The organism is Streptomyces sp. NPDC014861, from assembly GCF_043081625.1.
GTDB lineage: Bacteria > Actinomycetota > Actinomycetes > Streptomycetales > Streptomycetaceae > Streptomyces.
Map to the genome: position 1 here is coordinate 383,085 of NZ_JBIBWV010000001.1, position 22,059 is coordinate 405,143.

Here is a 22,059-nt window from a genome sequence, read left to right on the forward strand (position 1 = left end):
GGGCCTGGGCCGGGGCGGCGGCCGTCGCGGGGGCTACACCAGGCCCGGCACGTCGAGGGTGAGGGTGCCGGCGTCGGCGTCGAGCACGCCCGGCACGCCGAGCGGCACCGTCGGCGCGGCGGGGTCGTGACCGAAGCCCATCCGCTCCACGACCGGCACGCCCAGTCCGCCGAGCCGGTCGGCGAGCAGCGCCCGGACCTCCTCGTACGGGCCGCACTCCTCCCAGGAGCCGAGGGCGATCCCGGCGACGCCGTCGAACCAGCCGGAGCGCAGCAGTTGGGTGAGGATCCGGTCGAGGCGGTACGGCTCCTCCCCCACGTCCTCCAGGAGCAGCAGCCCGCCACGGGCCGAGGGCCGTGCGTGCGGGGTGCCGAGGTCGGCGGCGAGGAGGCTGACGCAGCCGCCGAGGGTGACGCCGGCGGCGCGGCCGGGGACGAGGGTCCGTCCCGTCGCCGGGGTCCGTACCGTCTCGGGCGCGAAGAGCGTGGCCCGCAGCGACTCCCGGGTGCGCGGCTCGGTGAGGAAGGCGGCGGTCGCGGGCATCGGGCCGTGCAGGGTGGCGAAGCCGGTGCGGCGGGCGAAGGCCTCGTGCAAAGCGGTGACGTCGCTGTAGCCGATGAACGGCTTGGGGCCGGCCGCGCGGATCGCCGCCCAGTCCACCAGATCCACCATGCGCTGGGCGCCGTAGCCGCCGCGCGCGCAGACGACGGCGGCGACCGAGGGGTCGGTGTACGCCTCCGTGAGGTCGCGGGCCCGCTCGCGGTCGGCGCCCGCGAGGTGCCCGAGGACGGGGTGGGCGTCGAGGACGTGCGGGGCGACGACCGGTTCGAGAGCGAGCTCGCGCAGCAGGTCGAGGCCGGGCAGGAGCCGGTCCTCGGGCACGGGACCGCAGGGGGCGACCACGGCGATCCGGTCGCCGGGCCGCAGCCTGCGGGGGCGGACGAGCTCCGGCACGGGGGCGGTCACGTGCGCGGCTCCGGCTCCGGGAGGCCGGTCCGGTCGAAGCCGAGCTCGGGCACGGGGGCGGTCACGTTGCGCAGCCCCGGCTCCGGGAGGCCGGTCCGGTTGAAGCCGAGCTCGGGCACGGGGGCGGTCACGTGCGCAGCTCCAGCTCCGGGACGTCGGTCCGGTCGAAGCCGAAGACCCGGGCGTAGAGGGCGAGTTCGGCTTCCAGGGCGCGGGTCATGGTCTCGGCGTGCCGGAAGCCGTGGCCTTCGCCGGGGAAGGCGAGGTAGGCGTGCGGGACGCCGCTGCCGGCGGCGCGGGCGAGGAAGCGCTCGGCCTGGGCCGGCGGGCAGATGACGTCGTCGAGTCCCTGGAGGAGCAGGAAGGGGGCGGTGATCCGGTCGACGTGGGTGAGCGGCGACCGCTCCTCGTACCGCTCGGGGACCTCGTCGAGCGGGCCGACGAGGCCGTCGAGGTAGCGGGACTCGAAGTCGTGGGTCTCGTCGGTGGCCCAGCCCATGAGGTCGAGGACGGGGTAGATGATCGTGCCGCAGGCGTAGACGTCGGTGCGGGCGAGGGAGCAGGCGCTGGTCCAGCCGCCCGCGCTGCCGCCGCGGATCGCGAGGCGCGCGGGGTCGGCGGCGCCCTCGGCGGCGAGGGCGCGGGCGACGGCGGCGCAGTCCTCGACGTCGACGACGCCCCACCGGCCGCGCAGCCGCTCGCGGTAGGCGCGGCCGTGTCCGGTGGAGCCGCCGTAGTTCACGTCGGCGACGCCGATGCCCCGGGAGGTGAAGTAGGCGGTCTCCAGGTCGAGGACGAGGGCGGAGTGGCCGGTGGGGCCGCCGTGGGCGCGGATCACGTAGGGCGGGAGCTCGCCCGCGGGCCCGGTGGAGCCGGGGTTGCGGGGCGGGTACACGTGGGCGTGGATGTCGTGGCCGTCGGGTCCGGTGAAGGTGCGGGCGACGGGCAGGGGGTAGTGGGCGGGGTCGACGGGGTCGGTGTGCGGGGAGCCGACGACCCGGGTCCGGCCGGTGCGGGTGTCGAGTTCGACGACCTCGGGGAAGCGGTCGGGGCCCGCGGCGACGCCGAGGACGCGGGTGCCGTGGACGGCGAGGGTGGAGCTCCAGGCGGTCCAGGGGCCCGGGGCGTCGGCGAGGGTGCCGGTGTCGGGGTCGAGTATGCCGAGGACCGCGTCGCCGCGCCCGTGGAGGACGGCGATCGGGCCGGTCTCCAGGGCCTGGAACCAGACCGTGCCGGTCCTCCAGAGGGGTCCGGCGAACTCCTCCTCGCGGGCGCAGAGCGCCTGGAGCGGTCCCACGGCGCCGTCGGCGGCGACCTCGGCGCGGTAGAGGTTCCACCAGCCGGTGCGGTCGCTCGCGAGCAGGAGCCGGCCGGCGGCGTCCCAGTCGGCCTGCGGCACGGACTCCTCCGGGCCGCCGGCGACGGTCCTGGCGTTCGCCAGGGTGCCGTCGGCGGTGATTTCGGCGAGGACGGCGTCGGTGCCGTCCCAGGGCATCCGGGGGTGGTCCCAGCCGAGCCAGACGGCGTGCCGCCCGTCGGGGGAGATCCGGGGTCCGGTGACGAACCGGTGGCGTCCGTCGGAGAGTTCGCGCATGGCGGCGCGGTCGTCGGCGGCCGAGCCGTCGAGGGGGACGGCGGCGAGGACCCGGCGGACGTCGGTGGGCGCGGGTCCGGTGAACTCCTCCAGGACGCACCAGACCTCGCCCCGGTCGGGCAGGAGGACGGGGTCGGCCCAGCGCAGTCCGCCTCCGGTCGCGGAGACGGGGGTGAGTGGGCGGGGTGCGGCGCCGGGGCCCGCGTCGGGCTCGTGGACGTAGAGCCGCTGGTCGGGGAAGTGGCAGAAGACCAGCAGGGGGCCGGTGCCGGGCCGTTCGACGGCGGCCCAGGGGCGGCCGCCGTACTCGATGACCCGGCTCCGTACGTTCCAGGGCGGCGGGAGGAGGGCCGCCTCGGTGCCGTCGGCGCGCCGTCGTACCAGGGTGCGGCGGCCCCCCTCGGTGGGGCGGGGCGCGGACCACCACACCTCGTCGCCGACGGTGCCCAGGTGCTCGGGTCGGCCGTCGTGGGCCGCCGCGAGCGCGGCTCCGACGGGTGACGGCCAGCTGCCGTAGGCGGCCGTGTTCTGCATCCTCGTTCCCCCCAGGGTCCGGGTCGGGTCCGTCCGTGCGGTCACGCGGTCTTCAGGTAGTGGTCGAGCACCCGTACGCCGAAGTGCAGGGCGTCGACCGGGACGCGCTCGTCCACGCCGTGGAAGAGCGCCCCGTAGTCCAGGCCCGGGGGCAGCCGGAGCGGCGAGAAGCCGTAGCCGGTGATGCCGAGCCGGGAGAACTGCTTGGCGTCGGTGCCGCCGGACATGGTGAAGGGCAGGGTGTGTCCGCCCGGGTCGAAGCGCTCGACGGCGGCCCGCAGTTTGGCGAAGGTCGGGGAGTCGACGGGGGCTTCGAGCGGCACCTCGCGGTGGTGGAACTCCCACTCCACGTCCGGGCCGGTGAGCCGGTCCATGGTGGCGGCGAACTCCTCCTCGGTGCCGGGCAGCATCCGCCCGTCGACGAAGCCGACGGCCTCACCGGGGATGACGTTGCACTTGTATCCCGCCTGGAGCATCGTCGGGTTGGCGCTGTTGCGGACGGTGGCCTCGACCAGGGCGGCGGCCGGTCCGAGCTTGTCGAGGAGGAGGGGCACGTCCAGGTCGGGGTCGTCCGCGTCGATCTCGATGCCGTGCAGCGCGGCCAGTTCGGTGAGGGCGGCGCGGACGGTCGCGGTGAGCCGGACGGGCCAGCTGTGCGCGCCGACGCGGGCGACGGCGGCGGCGAGGCGGGTGACCGCGTTGGCGTCGTTGACCTTGGAGCCGTGGCCGGCCCGGCCGCGGGCGGTGAGCCTGAGCCAGGCGGTGCCGCGCTCCCCCGCGCCGATCGGGTAGAGCGTCATGCCCGGGTGGGCGTGGAAGCTGAAGGCGCCGGACTCGCTGATGCCCTCGGTGCACCCCTCGAAGAGGGCGGCGTGCCGGTCGGCGAGGAAGCCGGAGCCGTCGACGGCGCTGTCCTCCTCGTCGGCGGTGTAGGCGAGGACGATGTCGCGGCGGGGCCGGACGCCCTGGCGGGCCCAGGAGCGGACGACGGCGAGGACCATCGCGTCCATGTTCTTCATGTCGACGGCGCCGCGGCCCCAGACGACGCCGTCGCGGACCTCGCCGGAGAAGGGGTGGACGGTCCACTCGGCCGGGTCGGCGGGGACGACGTCGAGGTGGCCGTGGACGAGGAGCGCCGGGGCGGTGGGGTCGGTGCCGGGGATGCGGGCGACCACGTTGGTACGGCCGGGGGTGCGCTCCAGGAGGGCCGGTTCGAGACCGGCGCCGGCGAGCCGCTCGGCGACGTACTCGGCGGCGGGGCGCTCGCGGCAGTCGCCGCCGCCGCGGTTGGTGGTGTCGACGCGGATGAGGTCGGAGGTGAAGGCGACGACCTCGTCGAACGCCTGCGCGTCCGGGGCGGGGCCCTCGGGGGACGCGCTTCCGGCGGACGCGCGGGACGTGCTCCGGGGGGACGTGCTGCTAGCCATACTGCTCCTCCACGGCGGCCGAGACGATCGTCGTCACCGCCTTGAACGTGCGGATCGCCTCGTACATCGTCGCGCTGGTGTACGCGACGCGCCGCTCGCCGCTCCGCGCCACGCCGGGAACCACCGTGGCGGCGGCGCCCAGGTGCTCGGCGTCGAACTCGACCTCGACGTCGTGCGGCCCGGCGTGGACCGGGTCGTGGCGGACGGCCAGGGCGGCGGCCTCGCGGGCGGCGGCCCGGATGTCGGCGGCGGTGCGGGCGGGTGTCCGGCACACGGCCGCGTACCGCGAGACGTGGTCCTTGACGGCGACCTTGAGCGCCTCGGGCGCGTACCCGAGGGCGTCCTCGCAGGTGAGGTCGTCGCCGGTGACGAGGACGACGGGGACGCCGTACTCGGCGACCACATGGGCGTTGAGCACGCCCTCGCTCGCCCGGAGGCCGTTCAGCCAGACGCCGGTGATCGAGTTGGCGAGGTAGGTGTGGGCGAGGACGCCCTCGGCGCCGGCGCCGGTGTGGTACCCGACGAAGGCGATCCCGTCGACGTCGCCGTGCTGGACGCCCTCGACCATGGAGAGGGCCTTGTGGCGGCCGGTGAGCATCTGGACGCGGTCGTCCAGTCGCTCCAGGAGCAGGTTCCGCATGGTCCAGTGCGCCTCGTTCACCAGCACCTCGTCGGCGCCGCCGTCGAGGAAGCCGAGCGCCGCCGCGTTCACGTCCGAGGTGAACATCGGGCGGCAGCGCTCCCACTGAGGCGTGCCCGGGAGCACGTCGGCGGGCCAGGTGACGCCGGTGGCGCCCTCCATGTCGGCGCTGATGAGGATCTTCATGTCTGGCACCGTACGCGCCGCCCGGCAGGCGTACCACCCCTGTGGACAACTGCCGCCGGTGTGGACCGGTGGCATCATTCCGGCCACTGTCCGAAACGGACCAAACATCGCCAAGAGGTACGTATAGGCTGTCGGCCGCAGTTGTCCCGCCCGACCGATCCGGAGTGTTCTCGGTGACCATCGCCCTCGATCCGTCCGACACCACCCCCGCCCCCTCCTCCTCGCCGGAGGAGGGCTTCTGGGTCCCCGAGGCCGCCCCGGAGGAGACCGGCGCATCCGATGCCGCCGCCCACGAGGAGGCAGGCGAGCCCGATGCCGCCGCCCACGAGGAGACAGGTGGGCCCGAGGACGGTGAGCCCGCTGCCGGTGCTCCCGAAGACGTGGAGGAGGTGGCCGTCGACCCCGCCGACCACGACCCCGTCGTCGTCCGGGACGCCGAGGACTTCGGGGTCTACGCCCGGACCGGGGGCTGGACCTTCGCGCTGAAGGTGGCGCGCAGCGTCCGGCCCGGCGGGCAGCCTGCCGAGGGGACGGCGGCGCGGAAGGTGTCGGCGCGGGCGTTCGCCGCGCTCGCGGGGTGCTCGCCGGAGCGGGTGATGCGCTACTACAAGGCGTGGGACATGGCGGCCGACGACGGTCTGGTGCCGCAGTTCGAGGTCCTGGAGCCGGGCGCCGACATCGAACTGCCGGACGCGGACGTCTGGCTCTCGTACTACGCCTCCCGCAGCAGCGCCTCCTCCGTGCGCGGCCAGGCGATCAGCGCGGCGGCCGAGGCGGAGGGCATCCGGCCGACGAAGGCGCTGGAGGTCGCGGAGAACCCGACGGCGCTGCGGGCCGCGATCCTCGCCGACCCGGGGACGGCCGAGGCGGCGCGCGGGGCGCTGCTCGACCGGATGAAGGAGGACCCGGCGCTCCAGACGGAGCTGGCGCGGGCCATCGCCCGCACCGACGACCTGAAGAAGGCGGTGGCGAGCGAGGCGAAGGTGGCCGACCGGATCGGCTACGTCCGCCAGATCGTCGAGAACGGGCAGATCAGGACGCCCGCCGGGCAGACCGTGGACGCGCCGGCCGAGGTGCGGGCGGAGGCCGAGCGGCACCTTTCGCTGATCGACGAGCTGGACGACTCGGAGGAGGCCGGCGAGTGGGCCGGCGAGGCGTACGAGTCGGTGAAGGGGCTCGTCGCCAAGGCCGTCGAGGAGGACCCGGCGCTGCGGGTCCAGGAGCGCAGGACCCGCTTCTACAGCTCGCTCCAGAAGGCCACGAAGGTCTTCGAGGAGCTGACCCTGGACGAGGTGATGGAGGAGGAGATCTACGAGGAGGACATGCTCCAGCGCCTCGAAGCCCTCCAGGAGGCGATCGGCAGCTGCATCACCGCCCTGCGCAGGGCCGCGCCGACCACCTCCTGAGGTTCGGCCGGGTCAGTCCTGGTGGCCGAGCTGGAGGTCGCGCTCGGTGCGGCCGCCGCCGGCCACCTGGAGGACGGTGGCGACGGGCGGGTACCCGGCGGCGATGACCGTGTACTCGCCGGAGGACAGGTCGACGAAGCGGAAGGTGCCGTCGGGGCCGGTGGTGAGGGTGTCGACGACGTTCCCCGCCGCGTCGAGCAGGGTGACCCGGGCGTCCTCGACGGGCCTGCCGCCGCCGGCCCGGACCGTGCCGCGCAGGACGGCGCCGCCCGCCAGCTCGATGTCCTGGCGGGTCTCGCGGGAGGACTGGACGCTGACCGGGACGGCGGCGGGCCGGAAGGCGGGGGCGCTGGCGGCGAGCGTGTACTCGCCCGCGACCAGTTCGGTGATCACGTACCCGCCCTCGCGTCCGCTGCGGGTGGAGGCGACGACCTCGCCGCGCACGTCGGTGAGGGTGACGGCGGCGTCGCGGACGGGGGTGCCGTCGGCGGTGAGGACGCTGCCCGCGAGGCGGCCCGCGCCGCCGAGGACGACGTCGAGCTCGACCGGCCGGTCGCCGACGGTGACGGAGACGGCCTGCGGCTGGTGCCCGCCGGCGGCGGCGATGAGCACGTACGAGCCGCTGCCGGGCACGCTGAGCGCGTACCGGCCGTCCTCGCCGCTCGCTCCTCTGCCGATCTGGCGTCCGCCGACGTCGATGAGGGTGAGCGCGGCGCGCGGGACGCGGCTGCCGTCGTGGTGCTGGACGGTCCCGCAGACCGGCAGGCCGCTGTGGTGGACGGCCGTGACGGCGGCCGGGGCGGCGTGGCGGGCGTGCGGCACGGCCTGGGGGGCGGCGGCCTGGTCGTAGGGGATGTCGGTGGCCTCGGGGGCGGGGGTGTGGTGGGACACCAGCGGTTGCTCCTTGAGGAAGAAGGCGAGGACGAGGCCGAGCACGAGGACCGGCACGAGGTAGAGGAAGATGCGCGGCATGGCGTCCGCGTACGCCTGGATGTAGAGGTCGCGCAGGGCGGGCGGCAGGGCGTGCACCGTCTGCGGGGTGATCGACTCGGCTGGCGGGAGGGCCGCTCCCTGGGCTCCGGCGTTCTGGACCGCGGGGAGCCGGTCGGCGAGGGCGTCGTCGAGGCGGGCGGCGAAGACGGTGCCGAAGACGGCGGCGCCGACGCTGCCGCCGATCTGGCGGAAGTAGTTGTGGGCGCTGGTGGCGGTGCCGAGGTCGGCGGGGCGGGCGGAGTTCTGCACGGCGAGGATGAGCACCGGCATGATCAGGCCGATGCCGGTGCCGAGGACGGCCTGCCAGAGGCTGTGGGTGAGGCGGGGCGTGCCGATGTCCATGCGGGAGAGCAGGCCCATGCCGAGGACGGCGAGGGCCGCGCCGATCACCGGGTACGCCTTGTAGCGGCCGGTGCGGCTGATGAGCTGTCCCGAGACGACCGAGGCGACGACGATGCCGCCCATGAGCGGGAGCATCAGGAGCCCGGACTCGGTGGCGGTGGCGCCCTCGACCATCTGGAGGAAGCTCGGGAGGTAGCCGGCGGCGCCGAAGAGGGCGACGCCGACGACGGCGCCGACGAGGGCGGTGACGTTGAAGACGGAGTCCCGGAACAGGCGGAGCGGGATGAGGGGTTCGGGCGCGAAGTGCTCGACGACCAGGAAGAGCAGGACGGTTCCGGCGGCGCCGCAGCCGAGGGCGATGATGACCCGGTCGTCCCAGTCGCACTCCGTCCCGCCCCAGCTGGTGAGCAGCACCAGGCAGGTGGAGGCGGCGGCGAGGAGCAGGGTGCCGAGGACGTCGAAGCGGGCGCGGGTCTTCGGCTTGGGCAGCTTGAGGACGGTGGCGACGACGGCGAGGGTGACGAGCCCGAAGGGCACGTTGAAGTAGAAGCACCAGCGCCAGGAGACGTGGTCGGTGAAGAAGCCGCCGAGGAGGGGTCCCGCGACGGAGGCGAGGCCGAAGGCGGCGCCGATGAGGCCCATGTAGCGGCCGCGTTCGCGGGCCGGGACGATGTCGGCGATGATCGCCTGGACGCCGATCATGAGGCCGCCGGCGCCGACGCCCTGGAGGGCGCGGAAGGCGATGAGCTCGTCCATGCTGCGGGACCAGCCGGCGAGTCCGGAGCCGATGACGAAGACGACGATGGCGAAGAGGAAGACGCTCTTGCGGCCGAGGAGGTCGCCGAGTTTGCCGTAGACGGGCAGGCCGATGGTGGCGGTCAGCAGGTAGGCGGTGATCGCCCAGGACATCCGGTCCAGGCCCTGGAGTTCGCCGACGATCTTCGGCAGGGCGGTGGCGACGATCATCTGCTCCAGCGCGGCGAGGAGCAGCGCGAGCATCAGACCGAGGAAGACGAGCCGGACGCGGCGGGGGTCGAGCGGGGTCTCGGCCGGGGGCTGCGGCGGGGTCGCCGCGGGCGGTCCGTCCCCGGGGGGCGCCGCGGCTCCCCCGGAGTCCTTCACCAGCGCGATCGCACCCACGTACGGCTCCCCTCGTCACGGCTTCGCCCCGGCTCGCTGCCGGCCTCGGCGCCGGGCCATTCTTCGCATCGGGCGCGAAGCGGGAGCAAGTCGGGCGGTACGGACGGAGGGTGGCCGGACGGGGAGGTGAACCCGGTGGCGCGCCGGGGCACTTGCGGCGCCCATCAGCGCGTTTGCGGAACTCCCCGCGCCCCCTCGGCGGATCGGGCGCCGGTACGGGGGCTGCGGGGAATCCACTCGAAGCGGTGAACGCCCCGGGCGTTACTTCTCGGTCTCGGCCGCCAGGTTGGCGAGCACGGCGTCGTAGATCCGGGCGAGGCCCTTGGGGGCGAAGGTCCGCTCGAAGAAGCCGCCGATGCCGCCGGCGCCGTTCCAGACGCTGGTGACGACGGCGCGGGACCTGCCCTCGCCGGCCGGGGTCACGGTCCAGGTGGTGACCATGGAGGAGTTGCGGTCCTTCTCGACGAGCTGCCCGTCGGTGGGCTCGGTGACCTCGAGCAGGCAGTCGCGGACGCGCTTGCTGGTGGCCTGGAGCTTCCAGTGCACGAGGGTGCCCTCGCCGTCGCCGCCCTCGCGCACCTCGTACTCACTGAAGTGCTCGGGCAGCAGCTTCGCGCGCGCGCCGCTGTAGTCGGCCAGCGTGTCGAACACGGTCTCCGCGTCCGCCGCGATGATCCGTTCCGTCGTGGCCTCGACCTGCGCCATCGCATTTCCTCCAGCTCGTATTTCTTCGGGGATGTTTCGGGGCTGCGGGCCAAGCGAACCACGTGGCCCCCGGGGCGCGAAATCCGGGTTGCGACGATCAAGAGAACAGATGTTCTATTCTGGCCTTGCGAGAGCAATCGAACGTACGAGCGAAGTCGATCGAGGAGGCGTCCATGCGCTGGGACCATCTGGGCGAGACCCCGTCCGCGCCCGCCGACGCCGCCCTGTTCGGCGCGGACGCCGTCACCACCCGGACCTTCGACACACCCGAGTTCCGCGGCATCACCTTCCACGAGGTCCGGGCCCGCACCATCCTCAACCGGGTCCCGGGCGCCTCCCGGATGCCCTTCGAGTGGACCGTGAACCCCTATCGAGGCTGCAGTCACGCCTGTGTCTACTGCTTCGCCCGCAAGACCCACAGCTATCTGGACCTCGACACCGGCCTCGGCTTCGACTCCCAGATCGTGGTCAAGGTCAACGCCGCCGAGCTCCTGACCCGGCAGCTCGCCTCCCGCCGCTGGCAGGGCGCCCACATCGCGATGGGCACCAACGTCGACTGCTACCAGCGGGCCGAGGGCAGGTACCGGCTCATGCCCGGCATCCTCACCGCGCTCCGCGACCTCGCCAACCCCTTCTCGATCCTCACCAAGGGCACCCTGATCCTGCGCGATCTGGAGCTGCTGACCCAGGCGGCGGAGGTCACCGAGGTCGGCGTCTCCGTCTCGGTCGGCTTCACCGACGAGGAGCTGTGGCGCACCGTCGAGCCCGGCACCCCCGCCCCGCACCGCCGCCTCGACGTGGTCCGCGCGCTCGGCGACCACGGCATCGGCTGCGGGGTCCTCATGGCCCCCGTCGTGCCCTTCCTCGGCGACTCCCCCGAGCAGCTGCGCGCCACCGTCCGCGCCATCGCCGAGTCCGGCGCCGTCTCCGTCACCCCGCTCGTCCTCCACCTGAGGCCCGGCGCCCGCGAGTGGTTCATGAGCTGGCTGGCCCGCCACCACCCGCGGCTCGTCGGACGGTACGAGCGGATGTACGGGACCGGGGCCTACGCGCCGACCTGGTACCAGCGCCGGATCACCCGCCAGGTCCACGAACTGGCCGCCGAGTTCGGCATCGGCCCGGCCCACCGGCCCTCCCCCCAGCGCGCCCCGCGCCCCGCGCTCTCCCCGGCCGCCGCACCGGCGGCCGGCGACCCGGAACAGCTCACGCTGCTCTGACCCCGGCGACACGCCGAGAGGTCACCTGACACGCCGTCATCGCCCCCGCCGTTCGGGTCGATTACCGGCGGAACAGGTCGTGTCCCGCGCCCCGCGGGGCACTCCACGCTCCATGACCACCCGCGCAGGAATGCTGATCGCCGCTGGGGCACTGGTCGCCGGGACGGTCACCGTCCTGCCGGCGTCCGCCGCAGGCACCGGCGAGCCGACCCCCCGCCCCCTCCCCCCGCTCGCCTGGACCGCCTGCGGCACGCAGGCGTACCCCCGGCTCCAGTGCGCCACCCTCAAGGTGCCGCTCGTCCACGACGACCCGGCCGGCCGGAGCATCACGCTGGCGCTGACCCGGGTCCCGCACACCGCGAAGACGTCCCTCGGCCCGCTCGTCGTCAACCCCGGAGGGCCGGGCGGCAGCGGCCGCGGCATGGCCGGCTACGTCGCCTCCTCGCTGCCCGCAGAGGTCGCCGCCCAGTACGACGTCATCGGCTTCGACCCGCGCGGCGTGGGCAGGAGCGAGCCCGCCCTGGACTGCCGGCCCGGCCACTTCGACCCCGTCCGGCCCGACTCGGTGCCGCGCGGCACGAGGGCCGAGCGGACCGCCCTGGAGCGCGCCCAGGCGTTCGCCGCCGCCTGCGGAAAGAAGCACGCCGACGTCCTCCCGTACATCGACACCGTCTCCACCGCCCGCGACCTGGACCTCATCCGGAAGGCGCTCGGCGCCGAGCGGATCAACTACCTCGGCTACTCGTACGGCACCTACCTGGGCGCGGTCTACGCCCGGCTGCACCCCGAGCGGGTGGGGCGGATGGCGCTGGACTCCGTCGTCAACCCCAACGGCGTCTGGTACGAGGACAACATCGCCCAGGACTACGCCTTCGACACCCGCCACAAGGACTTCATGGCCTGGGTGGCGAAGCACAGCGCCGTCTACAAGCTGGGCCAGGACCCGGCCGCCGTCGAGGCCGCCTGGTACCGGATGCGCGAGGAGCTGCGCGACTCGCCCGCGGGCGGCAAGGTCGGCCCCGGCGAGCTGGAGGACACCTTCCTGCCCGGCGGGTACTACGACGGCTACTGGCCCAAGCTCGCCACCGCCTTCTCCGCGTACGTGAACAAGCAGGACCCGGCGCCGCTCAAGGCCGCCTACGAGCGGTACGGCGAGGCGGACGCCGCCGCCGACAACGGCTACTCGGTCTACACCGCGGTGCAGTGCCGGGACGCCGCCTGGCCCAAGGACTGGAACGTCTGGCGCAAGGACAACTGGGAGGTGCACGCCAAGGCGCCCTTCTCGACCTGGAACAACGCCTGGTACAACGCCCCCTGCGCGTTCTGGCCGGTGGCGCCGCTCACCCCGCCGGAGGTCGGCAACGACCAGCTGCCGCCGGTCCTCATCCTCCAGGCCACCGACGACGCCGCCACCCCGTACGAGGGCGGGCTCGCCCTGCACCGGATGCTCCGCGGCTCCAGCCTGGTCGTCGAGCAGGGCGGCGGGAACCACGGCGTGACCCTGGCCGGCAACGACTGCCTCGACAAGCACCTGAGCACCTTCCTCGCCACCGGCACCGTGCCGCGCGCCGAGGGCACGTCCGAGGTCGACGCCGTCTGCGCGGCCCTGCCGGAGCCCGAGCCCGACCCGGTCCCGGCCGCGCCGACGACCAGGGAGACCCCGGCGGAGATCCCCGCCGGGACCGCCGCCGAAGGCGCCCCGGAGACTTCCGCCGAGGCCGCGACCGAAGGCGCCCCGGAGGCCTCCGCCGAGGCCGTCGCGGCGAAGGTCCGGGCCCGGGTCCAGCCGGCCGGGGCGACCCTCCACGGACTCCTGGGTCACGTGCGCTGACCTGGGCGTTCCCCTCACCGACCACGCCCGCGCCGCTCGGAGGCGCGGGCGTTGTCAGTGGCATGGGCGAGGATGTGGGGCATGACCAGCCACCTGACCCACGTCCCCGCCCCCGAGGGCGTCGCGCCCAGTCCGCAGTACAGCCACGTCGTGTGGGGCACGGGCCGGTTCGTCGCGATCTCCGGCCAGATCGCCACCGACGCCTCGGGGGCCGTGGTCGGCGCGGCGGACCCGGCCGCACAGGCCCGGCAGGTCTTCGCGAATCTGGAGCGCTGCCTGGCCGCCGCCGGCGCGGGCTTCGGGGACGTGGTGAAGCTGACCTACTTCCTCACCGACGTGGCACACCTCCCGGCCGTGCGGGACGCGCGGGACGCGGCCTTCGCCGGACTGCCGCTGCCGGCGAGCTCCGCGGTGCAGGTGGACGCGCTGGTGCGGCCCGAACTGCTCCTGGAGATCGAGGCGTTCGCGCTGGTCCCGGAGGAGCGACCGGAGCAGGGCCCGACGGAGCTCCGGCTCATACGCTGAGGCACCCCGACCCCGGACCGCCGGGCCCCGCCCCGGACCGGCTTCACCCCGCGAGGAGTCCCAGGGAGCGTTCGGCGGCGCGGCCCAGCCGGGGGTGCGGGAGGGCCGCTTCGAGGACGTCCCGGGCCAGCGGGTCGCCCAGCGTGCCCAGGCCCTCGACGCAGGCGAGACCGACCCGCCAGTGCGGGTCGCCCGTCGCGAGACGGCGCTCCAGGACGGTGACGAGGGCGGGGACGGACTCGGGAGCGCGCAGATCGGCGAGGAGCCGCACCGGCAGGAGGGCGTAGGCGGCCCGGAGTTCGTTGGTGGCGAGGGCCGCGGCGGCCCGGGCGGTGCGCGGGTCGGCCAGCCGGACGAGGGCGTGGGCGGCGGTGACGCAGCGCTCGGGGTCCCGGTGGTTGAGGAGGAGGACCAAGGCCTCGAAGGCCCTCGGGTCCCCGGCGACGCCGAGCCGGTAGGCGGCGATCTCGCGGGCCCAGAGGGGCCGGCCGGGGGCGGTGAGCAGGTCGTGGAGTTCTTCGGGGTCGGCGGTGCGGGCGAGTTCTCCGAATGCGGCGGGAAGACTTCCCTCTTCGTTCTCGATCTCGTCCCGCAATCGATCGATCATCGAGCAGAATTCGGGATCCTCGGAGATTCCCTCGGGGTTTTCCATGAATCCGAGGCTATCCGCGATCCAGATCACATTTTCCCGACTTCCCAGGACTGGCGCGCTCGTTACCGGCCGGTTAATCTCAACTGAGCGGGGAACCCCCGCACTTTCTCGCCTCGGCCTGGTGACGCAGCCGAGGTGGGCGCTGGTCGGTTCGGCAGTTCTCGACGTGGCTCAGGGACAGAGCTTTCGTCCTCCCTTTTCTCTCTTCAGGCCCCTCGCCGCCGTGCGCCGGGTCCGCATTCCCGTACGCCGCGGCGCTGCCTCCGGGCAGCGGGCCGCGCCCTCGGCATTTCACGCGCCCCTCTTCTTCCGCGCGCACCGCCCTCAGTCGTCACTCTTCCTCCCAGGAGTCCCCTGATGGACACCCCTCTCTCCACCATCGCCGTCGTCGGCCTCGGCACCATGGGCACCGGCATCGCCGACGTCCTCGTCCGGGCCGGCCGTGAGGTCGTCGGCATCGACGTCAGCGAGTCCGCGGCCGCCCGGGCCGTCGCCGCCCTGGAGGCGTCCACCGCCCGTTCGGTGGCCCGCGAGCGGATCACCGAGGACGAGCGGCAGGACGCGCTGGCGCGCTTCCGCGTCTACTCGGACCTCCAGGCAGCCGCCGCGGCCGACCTCGTCATCGAGGTCGTCCCGGAGGAGTACGAGACCAAGCAGGAGGTGTTCCGGGCCCTGGACGGCATCGTCCGCCCGGACGCCGTCCTCGCGACCGGCACCAACGCCCTCTCGGTGACCCGGCTCGCGGCCGACTCGGCGCACCCCGAGCGCGTCCTCGGCCTGCACTTCTTCGCTCCGGTCCAGGCGATGAAGCTGGTCGAGGTGGTCTCCTCGGTCCTGACCGACCCGCGGGCGGTGGACGCGGTCACCCGGCTGGCCCAGGACCTCGGCAAGGAGCCGGTGGCCGTCGGTGACCGGGCCGGCTTCATCGCGGACGGGCTGCTCTTCGGCTACCTGAACCAGGCCGCCGCGATGTACGAGGCCCGCTATGCCTCCCGCGAGGACATCGACGCGGCGATGAAGCTGGGCTGCGGCCTGCCGATGGGCCCGCTGGAGCTGCTCGACCTGGTGGGCGTCGACACCGCCCGTACGGTCCTCGACGCGATGTACCAGGCGTCCCACGACCGGCTGCACGCCCCCGCACCGATCCTGAAGCAGCTCGCCGAGGCGGGGCTGACCGGCCGCAAGGCGGGCCGCGGCTTCTACACGTACGCGGCGCCGGGCTCGGCCGAGAAGGTCGCCGACGCGCTGACCCCCGGGGCGTCGGGCGCCGGCGGCGCGGGCCGCGAGGTCCGCTCGGTGGGCGTGGCCGGCTCGGGCACGATGGCCTCCGGCATCGCCGAGGTCTTCGCCAAGGCCGGGTACGACGTGGTCCTCGCCGCCCGCTCGCAGGAGAAGGCGGACGCGGCCAAGGCGTACATCGCCAAGTCGCTGGCCCGCTCGGTGGACAAGGGCCGGCTGACCGCCGAGGCCCGCGACGAGACACTGGCCCGGATCTCCCCGGCCGGTTCGCTGGATTCCTTCGCCGAGGTCGACCTGGCGGTCGAGGCGGTCGCCGAGGACCTGGGGATCAAGCAGGAGCTGTTCGCCCGCCTGGACAAGATCTGCAAGCCGGGCGCGGTGCTCGCCACCACGACCTCCTCGCTGCCGGTGGTGGCCTGTGCCCGGGCCACCTCGCGTCCGCAGGACGTCATCGGCATGCACTTCTTCAACCCGGCGCCGGCGATGAAGCTGGTCGAGATCGTCCGTACGGTCCTGACCGCCGACGACGTGCACGCCACCGTCCGCGAGGTCACCGCGCGGATCAGGAAGCACGGCGTGGACTGCGGCGACCGGGCCGGCTTCATCGTGAACGCGCTGCTGTTCCCGTACCTGAACAACGCGGTCAAGATGGTCCAGGAGCACTACGCGACGCTGGACGACATCGACACCGCGATGAAGCTGGGCGGCGGCTACCCGATGGGCCCGTTCGAGCTGCTCGACGTGGTCGGTCTGGACGTCTCGCTGGCGATCGAGAAGGTGCTGCACCGCGAGTTCCGCGACCCGGGTCTGGCCCCGGCGCCGCTCCTGGAGCACCTGGTGGCGGCCGGCTGCCTCGGCCGCAAGACGGGGCGCGGCTTCCGCGAATATGCCCGGCGCTGAGCCCACCGAGCCTCGACGGGGGTGGGGAGGGCTCCTGGAGCCCTCCGGCGGCCCGCCCCCGCAGGCGCGTCTTCCTGCGCCGATGCAGTACGTTCGGGTCATGCCCAAGGCCGTGAAGACACCCCGTGCCACCTCCCCGTCCGACGCTCAGGAGAGCGCGGCGGGGACCCGTGCCGCCGCGCAGCGGCTGAAGATGCGGCGGGAGCTGGCGGCCGCCGCGATGGAGCTCTTCGCGACGAAGGGGTACGAGGCCACCACGGTCGACGAGATCGCGGCGGCGGCCGGGGTGGCCCGGCGCACCTTCTTCCGCCACTTCCGGTCCAAGGAGGAGGCGATCTTCCCGGACCACGACGACACGCTGGTGCGGGCGGAGGCGGTGCTGAACGCGGCGCCGCCGCACGAGCACCCGCTCGACACGGTGTGCCGGGGCATCAAGGAGGTCATGAAGATGTACGCGGGCTCCCCCGCGATCTCCGTGGCCCGCTACCGGCTGACCCGTGAGGTGCCGACGCTGCGGGAGCGGGAGATCGCCTCGGTGGCCCGCTACGAGCGGCTCTTCACCCGCTACCTCCTGGGCCACTTCGACGAGCGCGACCACCACGACGGGAACGACGACCCGCTGCTCGCCGAGGTGGCGGCCTCCGCGGTGGTCACCGCCCACAACCACGTGCTGCGCCGCTGGCTGCGGGCCGGTGGCCAGGGGGACGTGGAGACCCAGCTGGACCACGCCTTCGCGATCGTCCGCGAGACCTTCGGCACCGGGATAGGCGCGGGCCGTCCGGCCCCCTCCTCCGCCCAGCCGGTCCCGGCGGGGCAGCCCGACCGTGAGCCCGCGGCCGAGCCGCCGGCGCGGGTCGCCGCCTCGGGTGACGTGGTCGTCGCGGTGGCCCGTACCGACGCTCCGCTGGACGAGGTCATGCGCACCATCCAGGAGGCGCTGACGAAGGGCTGAGGGGCCCTTCTCCCGCACCTTCGAAGGTCCGACACGAGGGCCGCCCCCGGTTTCCCGGGGGCGGCCCTCGTCGCGTTTCCCCTGCTCAGAGGCGCATTCGATCGATCATCGCTCATCCGTGAGGACCTTTTCGCATCTGAGAGAAATTGTTGGCACGCAGTGCCTTGTCACGTGACACGGCGTGCCATACGTTGATGTTGTCCGGGTGGCCGGGGCGCAGAGAAAGCTCGTGCTCCGGCTGTCCCCACAGCCCCACGGCCGTGCGCCCGGACGCCTGCGTCACAGGCACCCTCGCGCCCCACCACGGCGCCGCCGCAGCACCACCGAGCCGAACCGACGGCACACCTCCACAGCAGCAGCACTCCCCGACGTATCCCCTCAGGCGTCCGCTCCCGGACGCTCTCCGCCGGAGGCACACCGTGAAGGAAATCCTGGACGCGATCCAGTCGCCGGACTCCACTTCCGCCGACTTCGCGAACATCAAGCTCCCCGAGTCGTACCGGGCCGTCACCGTCCACAAGGACGAGGCGGAGATGTTCGCCGGGGTCGAGAGCCGCGACAAGGACCCCCGCAAGTCGCTCCACCTCGACCACGTGGCCCTGCCCGAGCTCGGCCCGGGCGAGGCGCTCGTCGCCGTCATGGCCTCCTCGGTCAACTACAACTCGGTCTGGACCTCGATCTTCGAGCCCGTCTCGACCTTCGGCTTCCTGGAGCGCTACGGCCGCCTCTCCGAGCTGACCAAGCGCCACGACCTGCCGTACCACGTCATCGGCTCCGACCTGGCCGGCGTCGTCCTGCGCACCGGCCCCGGCGTCAACGCCTGGCAGCCCGGCGACGAGGTCGTCGCCCACTGCCTCTCCGTCGAGCTGGAGTCCTCGGACGGCCACAACGACACCATGCTCGACCCCGAGCAGCGCATCTGGGGCTTCGAGACCAACTTCGGCGGCCTCGCCGAGATCGCCCTCGTCAAGTCCAACCAGCTGATGCCGAAGCCCGGCCACCTCAGCTGGGAGGAGGCGGCGGCCCCCGGCCTCGTCAACTCGACCGCCTACCGCCAGCTGGTCTCCAACAACGGCGCCGGCATGAAGCAGGGCGACAACGTCCTCATCTGGGGCGCCAGCGGCGGCCTCGGCTCCTACGCCACCCAGTTCGCCCTGGCCGGCGGCGCCACCCCGATCTGCGTCGTCTCCTCCCCGGAGAAGGCCGACATCTGCCGCGCCATGGGCGCCGAGGCGGTCATCGACCGCAACGCCGAGGGCTACCGGTTCTGGAAGGACGAGAACACCCAGGACCCGCGCGAGTGGAAGCGCTTCGGCTCCAGGATCCGCGAGCTGACCGGCGGCGAGGACATCGACATCGTCTTCGAGCACCCGGGCCGCGAGACCTTCGGCGCCTCGGTCTACGTCACCCGCAAGGGCGGCACCATCACCACCTGCGCCTCCACCTCGGGCTACATGCACCAGTACGACAACCGCTACCTGTGGATGTCGCTGAAGCGGATCATCGGCTCGCACTTCGCCAACTACCGCGAGGCGTGGGAGGCCAACCGCCTGATCGCCAAGGGCAAGATCCACCCCACCCTCTCGAAGACGTACAGCCTGGAGGAGACCGGCCAGGCCGCCTACGACGTCCACCGCAACCTCCACCAGGGCAAGGTCGGCGTCCTCGCGCTCGCCCCCGAGGAGGGCCTCGGCGTCAGCAACCCCGAGCTCCGGGCCCAGCACATCGACGCCATCAACCGCTTCCGGAACATCTGAGGTCCCGAAGATGACTGAGCGCCAGAAGGACCGGCCGTGGCTCATGCGGACGTACGCCGGTCACTCGACCGCCGAGGCGTCCAACGAGCTGTACCGGCGCAACCTCGCAAAGGGACAGACCGGTCTGTCGGTCGCCTTCGACCTGCCGACCCAGACGGGCTACGACCCCGACCACATCCTCGCCCGCGGCGAGGTCGGCCGGGTCGGCGTCCCCGTCTCGCACCTCGGTGACATGCGCCGGCTGTTCCAGGACATCCCCCTGGAGCAGATGAACACCTCGATGACGATCAACGCCACGGCGATGTGGCTCCTGGCGCTCTACCAGGTGGCGGCCGAGGAGCAGGGTGCGGACATCACCAGGCTCCAGGGCACCACGCAGAACGACATCGTGAAGGAGTACCTGTCGCGCGGGACGCACGTCTTCCCGCCCGGCCCCTCGCTCCGCCTCACGACGGACATGATCGCGTACACGGTCAACAACATCCCGAAGTGGAACCCGATCAACATCTGCAGCTACCACCTGCAGGAGGCGGGGGCCACTCCGGTCCAGGAGATCTCGTACGCGATGTCCACCGCCATCGCGGTCCTCGACTCCGTCCGCGACTCGGGGCAGGTCCCCGAGGAGCGGTTCGGCGAGGTCGTCGCCCGCATCTCCTTCTTCGTGAACGCGGGCGTCCGCTTCATCGAGGAGATGTGCAAGATGCGCGCCTTCGGCCGCATCTGGGACACGGTGACCCGCGAGCGGTACGGGATCGAGGACGCCAAGCAGCGGCGCTTCCGCTACGGCGTCCAGGTCAACTCGCTCGGCCTCACCGAGGCCCAGCCGGAGAACAACGTCCAGCGGATCGTCCTGGAGATGCTGGCCGTCACCCTCTCCAAGGACGCCCGCGCCCGGGCCGTCCAGCTCCCGGCCTGGAACGAGGCCCTGGGCCTCCCCCGGCCCTGGGACCAGCAGTGGTCGCTGCGCATCCAGCAGGTCCTCGCCCACGAGTCCGACCTGCTGGAGTACGAGGACATCTTCGCCGGCTCCCACGTCGTCGAGGCCAAGGTCGACTCCCTCGTCACCGAGTGCCTCGCCGAGATCGACCGGATCCAGGAGATGGGCGGCGCGATGGCCGCCGTCGAGTCCGGCTACCTCAAGGCCCAGCTGGTCTCCTCGCACGCCGAGCGGCGCGCCCGGATCGAGTCCGGCGAGGACAAGATCATCGGCGTCAACGTCTTCGAGACGACCGAGCCGAACCCGCTCACCGCCGACCTCGACACCGCGATCCAGACCGTCGACCCCGCCGTCGAGGCCCGCGTGGTCGGCGCCGTCACCCGCTGGCGTGCCGAGCGCCAGGAGTCCACGGACCGCCAGGGAGACGGCGACCCGTTCGTCTTCCCCACCACCCAGCAGGCCCTGGAGCAGCTCAAGGACGCCGCGCGCGGCACCGAGAACCTCATGGAGGCCACCCTGGAGTGCGCCCGCGCCGGTGTCACCACCGGTGAGTGGGCCGGGGCGCTGCGCGAGGTCTTCGGCGAGTACCGCGCCCCCACCGGCGTCTCCTCCGCCCCGGTCGCCGTGCCGGCCGAGTCCGGCTCGCCGCTGGCGGAGGTCCGCCGCAGGGTCGACCGCACCGCCGAGGACCTGGGCATCGGCAAGCTCCGCTTCCTGGTCGGCAAGCCGGGCCTGGACGGGCACTCCAACGGCGCCGAGCAGATCGCCGTCCGGGCCCGCGACGCCGGGTTCGAGGTGGTCTACCAGGGGATCCGGCTCACTCCGGAGCAGATCGTGGACGCCGCCCTGGAGGAGGACGTGCACGCCGTCGGCCTGTCGATCCTCTCCGGTTCGCACGCCCAGCTCGTCCCGGACGTCCTGGACCGGCTCAAGCAGGCCGGCGCCACCGACATCCCGGTCGTGGTCGGCGGGATCATCCCGAACGCCGACGGCGAGGAACTGCGCCGCGCGGGCGTGGCCGCGGTCTTCACCCCGAAGGACTTCGGCATCACCGAGATCATCGGCCGTATCGTCGACGAGATCCGGAAAGCCAACAGGCTTCACCCCCTGCACGTCACTGAAAGCACGGAGGTCCCCGCATGACCAGCACCGCTTCCCCTGTGAACCGGCTGCGCCCCCGCCGCTCCTGTCTCGCGGTGCCCGGCTCCAACCCGCGCTTCCTGGAGAAGGCCCAGGGCCTCGCCGCCGACCAGGTCTTCCTGGACCTGGAGGACGCCTGCGCACCGCTGGCCAAGCCCGAGGCCCGCCACACCATCGTGAAGTTCCTGAACGAGGGCGACTGGACCGGCAAGACCCGCGTGGTCCGCGTCAACGACTGGACGACCCACTGGACGTACCGCGACGTCGTCACCGTCGTCGAGGGCGCCGGCCAGAACCTCGACTGCATCATGCTGCCGAAGGTCCAGGACGCCCAGCAGATCGTCGCCCTCGACCTGCTGCTCACCCAGATCGAGAAGACCATGGGCTTCGAGGTCGGCAAGATCGGCATCGAGGCGCAGATCGAGAACGCCCAGGGCCTGAACAACGTGAACGCGATCGCGCAGGCCTCGCAGCGCGTCGAGACGATCATCTTCGGCCCGGCCGACTTCATGGCCTCCATCAACATGAAGTCGCTGGTGGTCGGCGAGCAGCCGCCCGGCTACCCGGCGGACGCGTACCACCACATCCTGATGAGCATCCTGATGGCGGCCCGCGCCAACAACCTCCAGGCGATCGACGGCCCCTACCTCCAGATCCGCAACCAGGAGGGGTACCGCGCGGTCGCGCAGCGCGCCGCCGCCCTGGGCTTCGACGGCAAGTGGGTGCTCCACCCGGACCAGGTCGCCGCCGCGAACGAGATCTTCTCGCCCTCGCAGGAGGACTACGACCACGCCGAGCTGATCCTCGACGCGTACGACTACTACACGTCCGAGGCCGGCGGGAAGAAGGGCTCCGCGATGCTCGGCGACGAGATGATCGACGAGGCCTCCCGCAAGATGGCCCTGGTCATCTCCGGCAAGGGCCGCGCCGCCGGCATGCGGCGCACCGGCAAGTTCGAGATCCCGGAGGCGTAGCG

The 22,059-nt window shown here is 73.1% G+C and carries 17 protein-coding genes; 9 read left to right on the forward strand and 8 right to left on the reverse strand.

Annotation, left to right across the window (positions count from 1 at the left end):
* Positions 1-33: 33 nt before the first annotated feature.
* Genes ACF1BN_RS01640 through ACF1BN_RS01660 form a run of 5 tightly spaced genes read right to left on the reverse strand, consistent with a single transcriptional unit; the run spans position 34 to position 5,347 of the window.
* A complete protein-coding gene (locus ACF1BN_RS01640) occupies positions 34-966 on the reverse strand; it encodes an LD-carboxypeptidase (RefSeq protein WP_392329571.1) in 933 nt (310 codons plus the stop codon).
* Complete coding sequence (locus tag ACF1BN_RS01645; protein WP_392329572.1) at positions 963-1,097, reverse strand: hypothetical protein; 135 nt, start codon at positions 1,095-1,097, stop codon at positions 963-965. Before ACF1BN_RS01645 ends, ACF1BN_RS01640 begins: the two co-directional genes overlap by 4 nt.
* Positions 1,094-3,094 carry a S9 family peptidase gene (locus ACF1BN_RS01650; protein ID WP_392329573.1) on the reverse strand — a complete coding sequence of 667 codons (2,001 nt, stop codon included), beginning with the start codon at positions 3,092-3,094 and terminating at the stop codon, positions 1,094-1,096. Before ACF1BN_RS01650 ends, ACF1BN_RS01645 begins: the two co-directional genes overlap by 4 nt.
* 41 nt (positions 3,095-3,135) lie before the next feature.
* A complete protein-coding gene (locus tag ACF1BN_RS01655) occupies positions 3,136-4,521 on the reverse strand; it encodes a M20/M25/M40 family metallo-hydrolase (RefSeq protein WP_392329574.1) in 1,386 nt (461 codons plus the stop codon).
* Complete coding sequence (locus tag ACF1BN_RS01660; RefSeq protein WP_392329575.1) at positions 4,514-5,347, reverse strand: M55 family metallopeptidase; 834 nt, start codon at positions 5,345-5,347, stop codon at positions 4,514-4,516. Before ACF1BN_RS01660 ends, ACF1BN_RS01655 begins: the two co-directional genes overlap by 8 nt.
* 173 nt (positions 5,348-5,520) lie before the next feature.
* Between ACF1BN_RS01660 and ACF1BN_RS01665 the strand changes: the two genes are divergently transcribed.
* The gene (locus tag ACF1BN_RS01665) at positions 5,521-6,753 is read left to right on the forward strand and encodes a hypothetical protein (RefSeq protein WP_392329576.1); all 1,233 of its coding nucleotides are present in this window, start codon (positions 5,521-5,523) and stop codon (positions 6,751-6,753) included.
* A gap of 12 nt (positions 6,754-6,765) precedes the next feature.
* Here ACF1BN_RS01665 and ACF1BN_RS01670 read toward each other — a convergent pair whose 3' ends face one another.
* Positions 6,766-9,228, reverse strand: a complete 2,463-nt coding sequence (locus ACF1BN_RS01670) for an MFS transporter (RefSeq protein WP_392329577.1) — start codon at positions 9,226-9,228, stop codon at positions 6,766-6,768.
* A 261-nt stretch (positions 9,229-9,489) separates the two neighbouring features.
* Positions 9,490-9,933 carry an SRPBCC family protein gene (locus ACF1BN_RS01675; RefSeq protein WP_030756869.1) on the reverse strand — a complete coding sequence of 148 codons (444 nt, stop codon included), beginning with the start codon at positions 9,931-9,933 and terminating at the stop codon, positions 9,490-9,492.
* Positions 9,934-10,106: 173 nt separating this feature from the next.
* Between ACF1BN_RS01675 and ACF1BN_RS01680 the strand changes: the two genes are divergently transcribed.
* The 3 genes from ACF1BN_RS01680 (at position 10,107) to ACF1BN_RS01690 (ending at position 13,506) form a co-directional block, all read left to right on the forward strand.
* The gene (locus ACF1BN_RS01680; protein ID WP_392329578.1) at positions 10,107-11,150 is read left to right on the forward strand and encodes an Rv2578c family radical SAM protein; all 1,044 of its coding nucleotides are present in this window, start codon (positions 10,107-10,109) and stop codon (positions 11,148-11,150) included.
* Between the two features lie 112 nt (positions 11,151-11,262).
* Complete coding sequence (locus ACF1BN_RS01685; protein ID WP_392329579.1) at positions 11,263-12,981, forward strand: alpha/beta fold hydrolase; 1,719 nt, start codon at positions 11,263-11,265, stop codon at positions 12,979-12,981.
* An 81-nt stretch (positions 12,982-13,062) separates the two neighbouring features.
* Positions 13,063-13,506, forward strand: a complete 444-nt coding sequence (locus tag ACF1BN_RS01690; RefSeq protein WP_392329580.1) for a RidA family protein — start codon at positions 13,063-13,065, stop codon at positions 13,504-13,506.
* A gap of 43 nt (positions 13,507-13,549) precedes the next feature.
* On the opposite strand, the gene ACF1BN_RS01695 is transcribed toward ACF1BN_RS01690, so the two are convergent.
* Complete coding sequence (locus ACF1BN_RS01695) at positions 13,550-14,158, reverse strand: HEAT repeat domain-containing protein (RefSeq protein WP_392329581.1); 609 nt, start codon at positions 14,156-14,158, stop codon at positions 13,550-13,552.
* 357 nt (positions 14,159-14,515) lie between these two features.
* Between ACF1BN_RS01695 and ACF1BN_RS01700 the strand changes: the two genes are divergently transcribed.
* The 5 genes from ACF1BN_RS01700 (at position 14,516) to ACF1BN_RS01720 (ending at position 22,057) form a co-directional block, all read left to right on the forward strand.
* Positions 14,516-16,297, forward strand: coding sequence for a 3-hydroxyacyl-CoA dehydrogenase family protein (locus ACF1BN_RS01700; protein ID WP_392329582.1), 1,782 nt, complete (start codon positions 14,516-14,518; stop codon positions 16,295-16,297).
* Positions 16,298-16,397: 100 nt separating this feature from the next.
* Complete coding sequence (locus tag ACF1BN_RS01705; protein ID WP_392329583.1) at positions 16,398-17,249, forward strand: TetR family transcriptional regulator; 852 nt, start codon at positions 16,398-16,400, stop codon at positions 17,247-17,249.
* 419 nt (positions 17,250-17,668) lie between these two features.
* Positions 17,669-19,006: a crotonyl-CoA carboxylase/reductase gene (gene ccrA, locus ACF1BN_RS01710; protein WP_392329584.1), complete on the forward strand. Its 1,338-nt coding sequence runs from the start codon at positions 17,669-17,671 to the stop codon at positions 19,004-19,006.
* Between the two features lie 10 nt (positions 19,007-19,016).
* Positions 19,017-21,086, forward strand: coding sequence for a protein meaA (locus ACF1BN_RS01715; RefSeq protein ID WP_392329585.1), 2,070 nt, complete (start codon positions 19,017-19,019; stop codon positions 21,084-21,086).
* Positions 21,083-22,057, forward strand: a complete 975-nt coding sequence (locus tag ACF1BN_RS01720) for an HpcH/HpaI aldolase/citrate lyase family protein (RefSeq protein ID WP_392329586.1) — start codon at positions 21,083-21,085, stop codon at positions 22,055-22,057. The genes ACF1BN_RS01715 and ACF1BN_RS01720 overlap by 4 nt, the downstream gene beginning before the upstream one ends.
* The last annotated feature ends 2 nt before the right edge of the window (positions 22,058-22,059 follow it).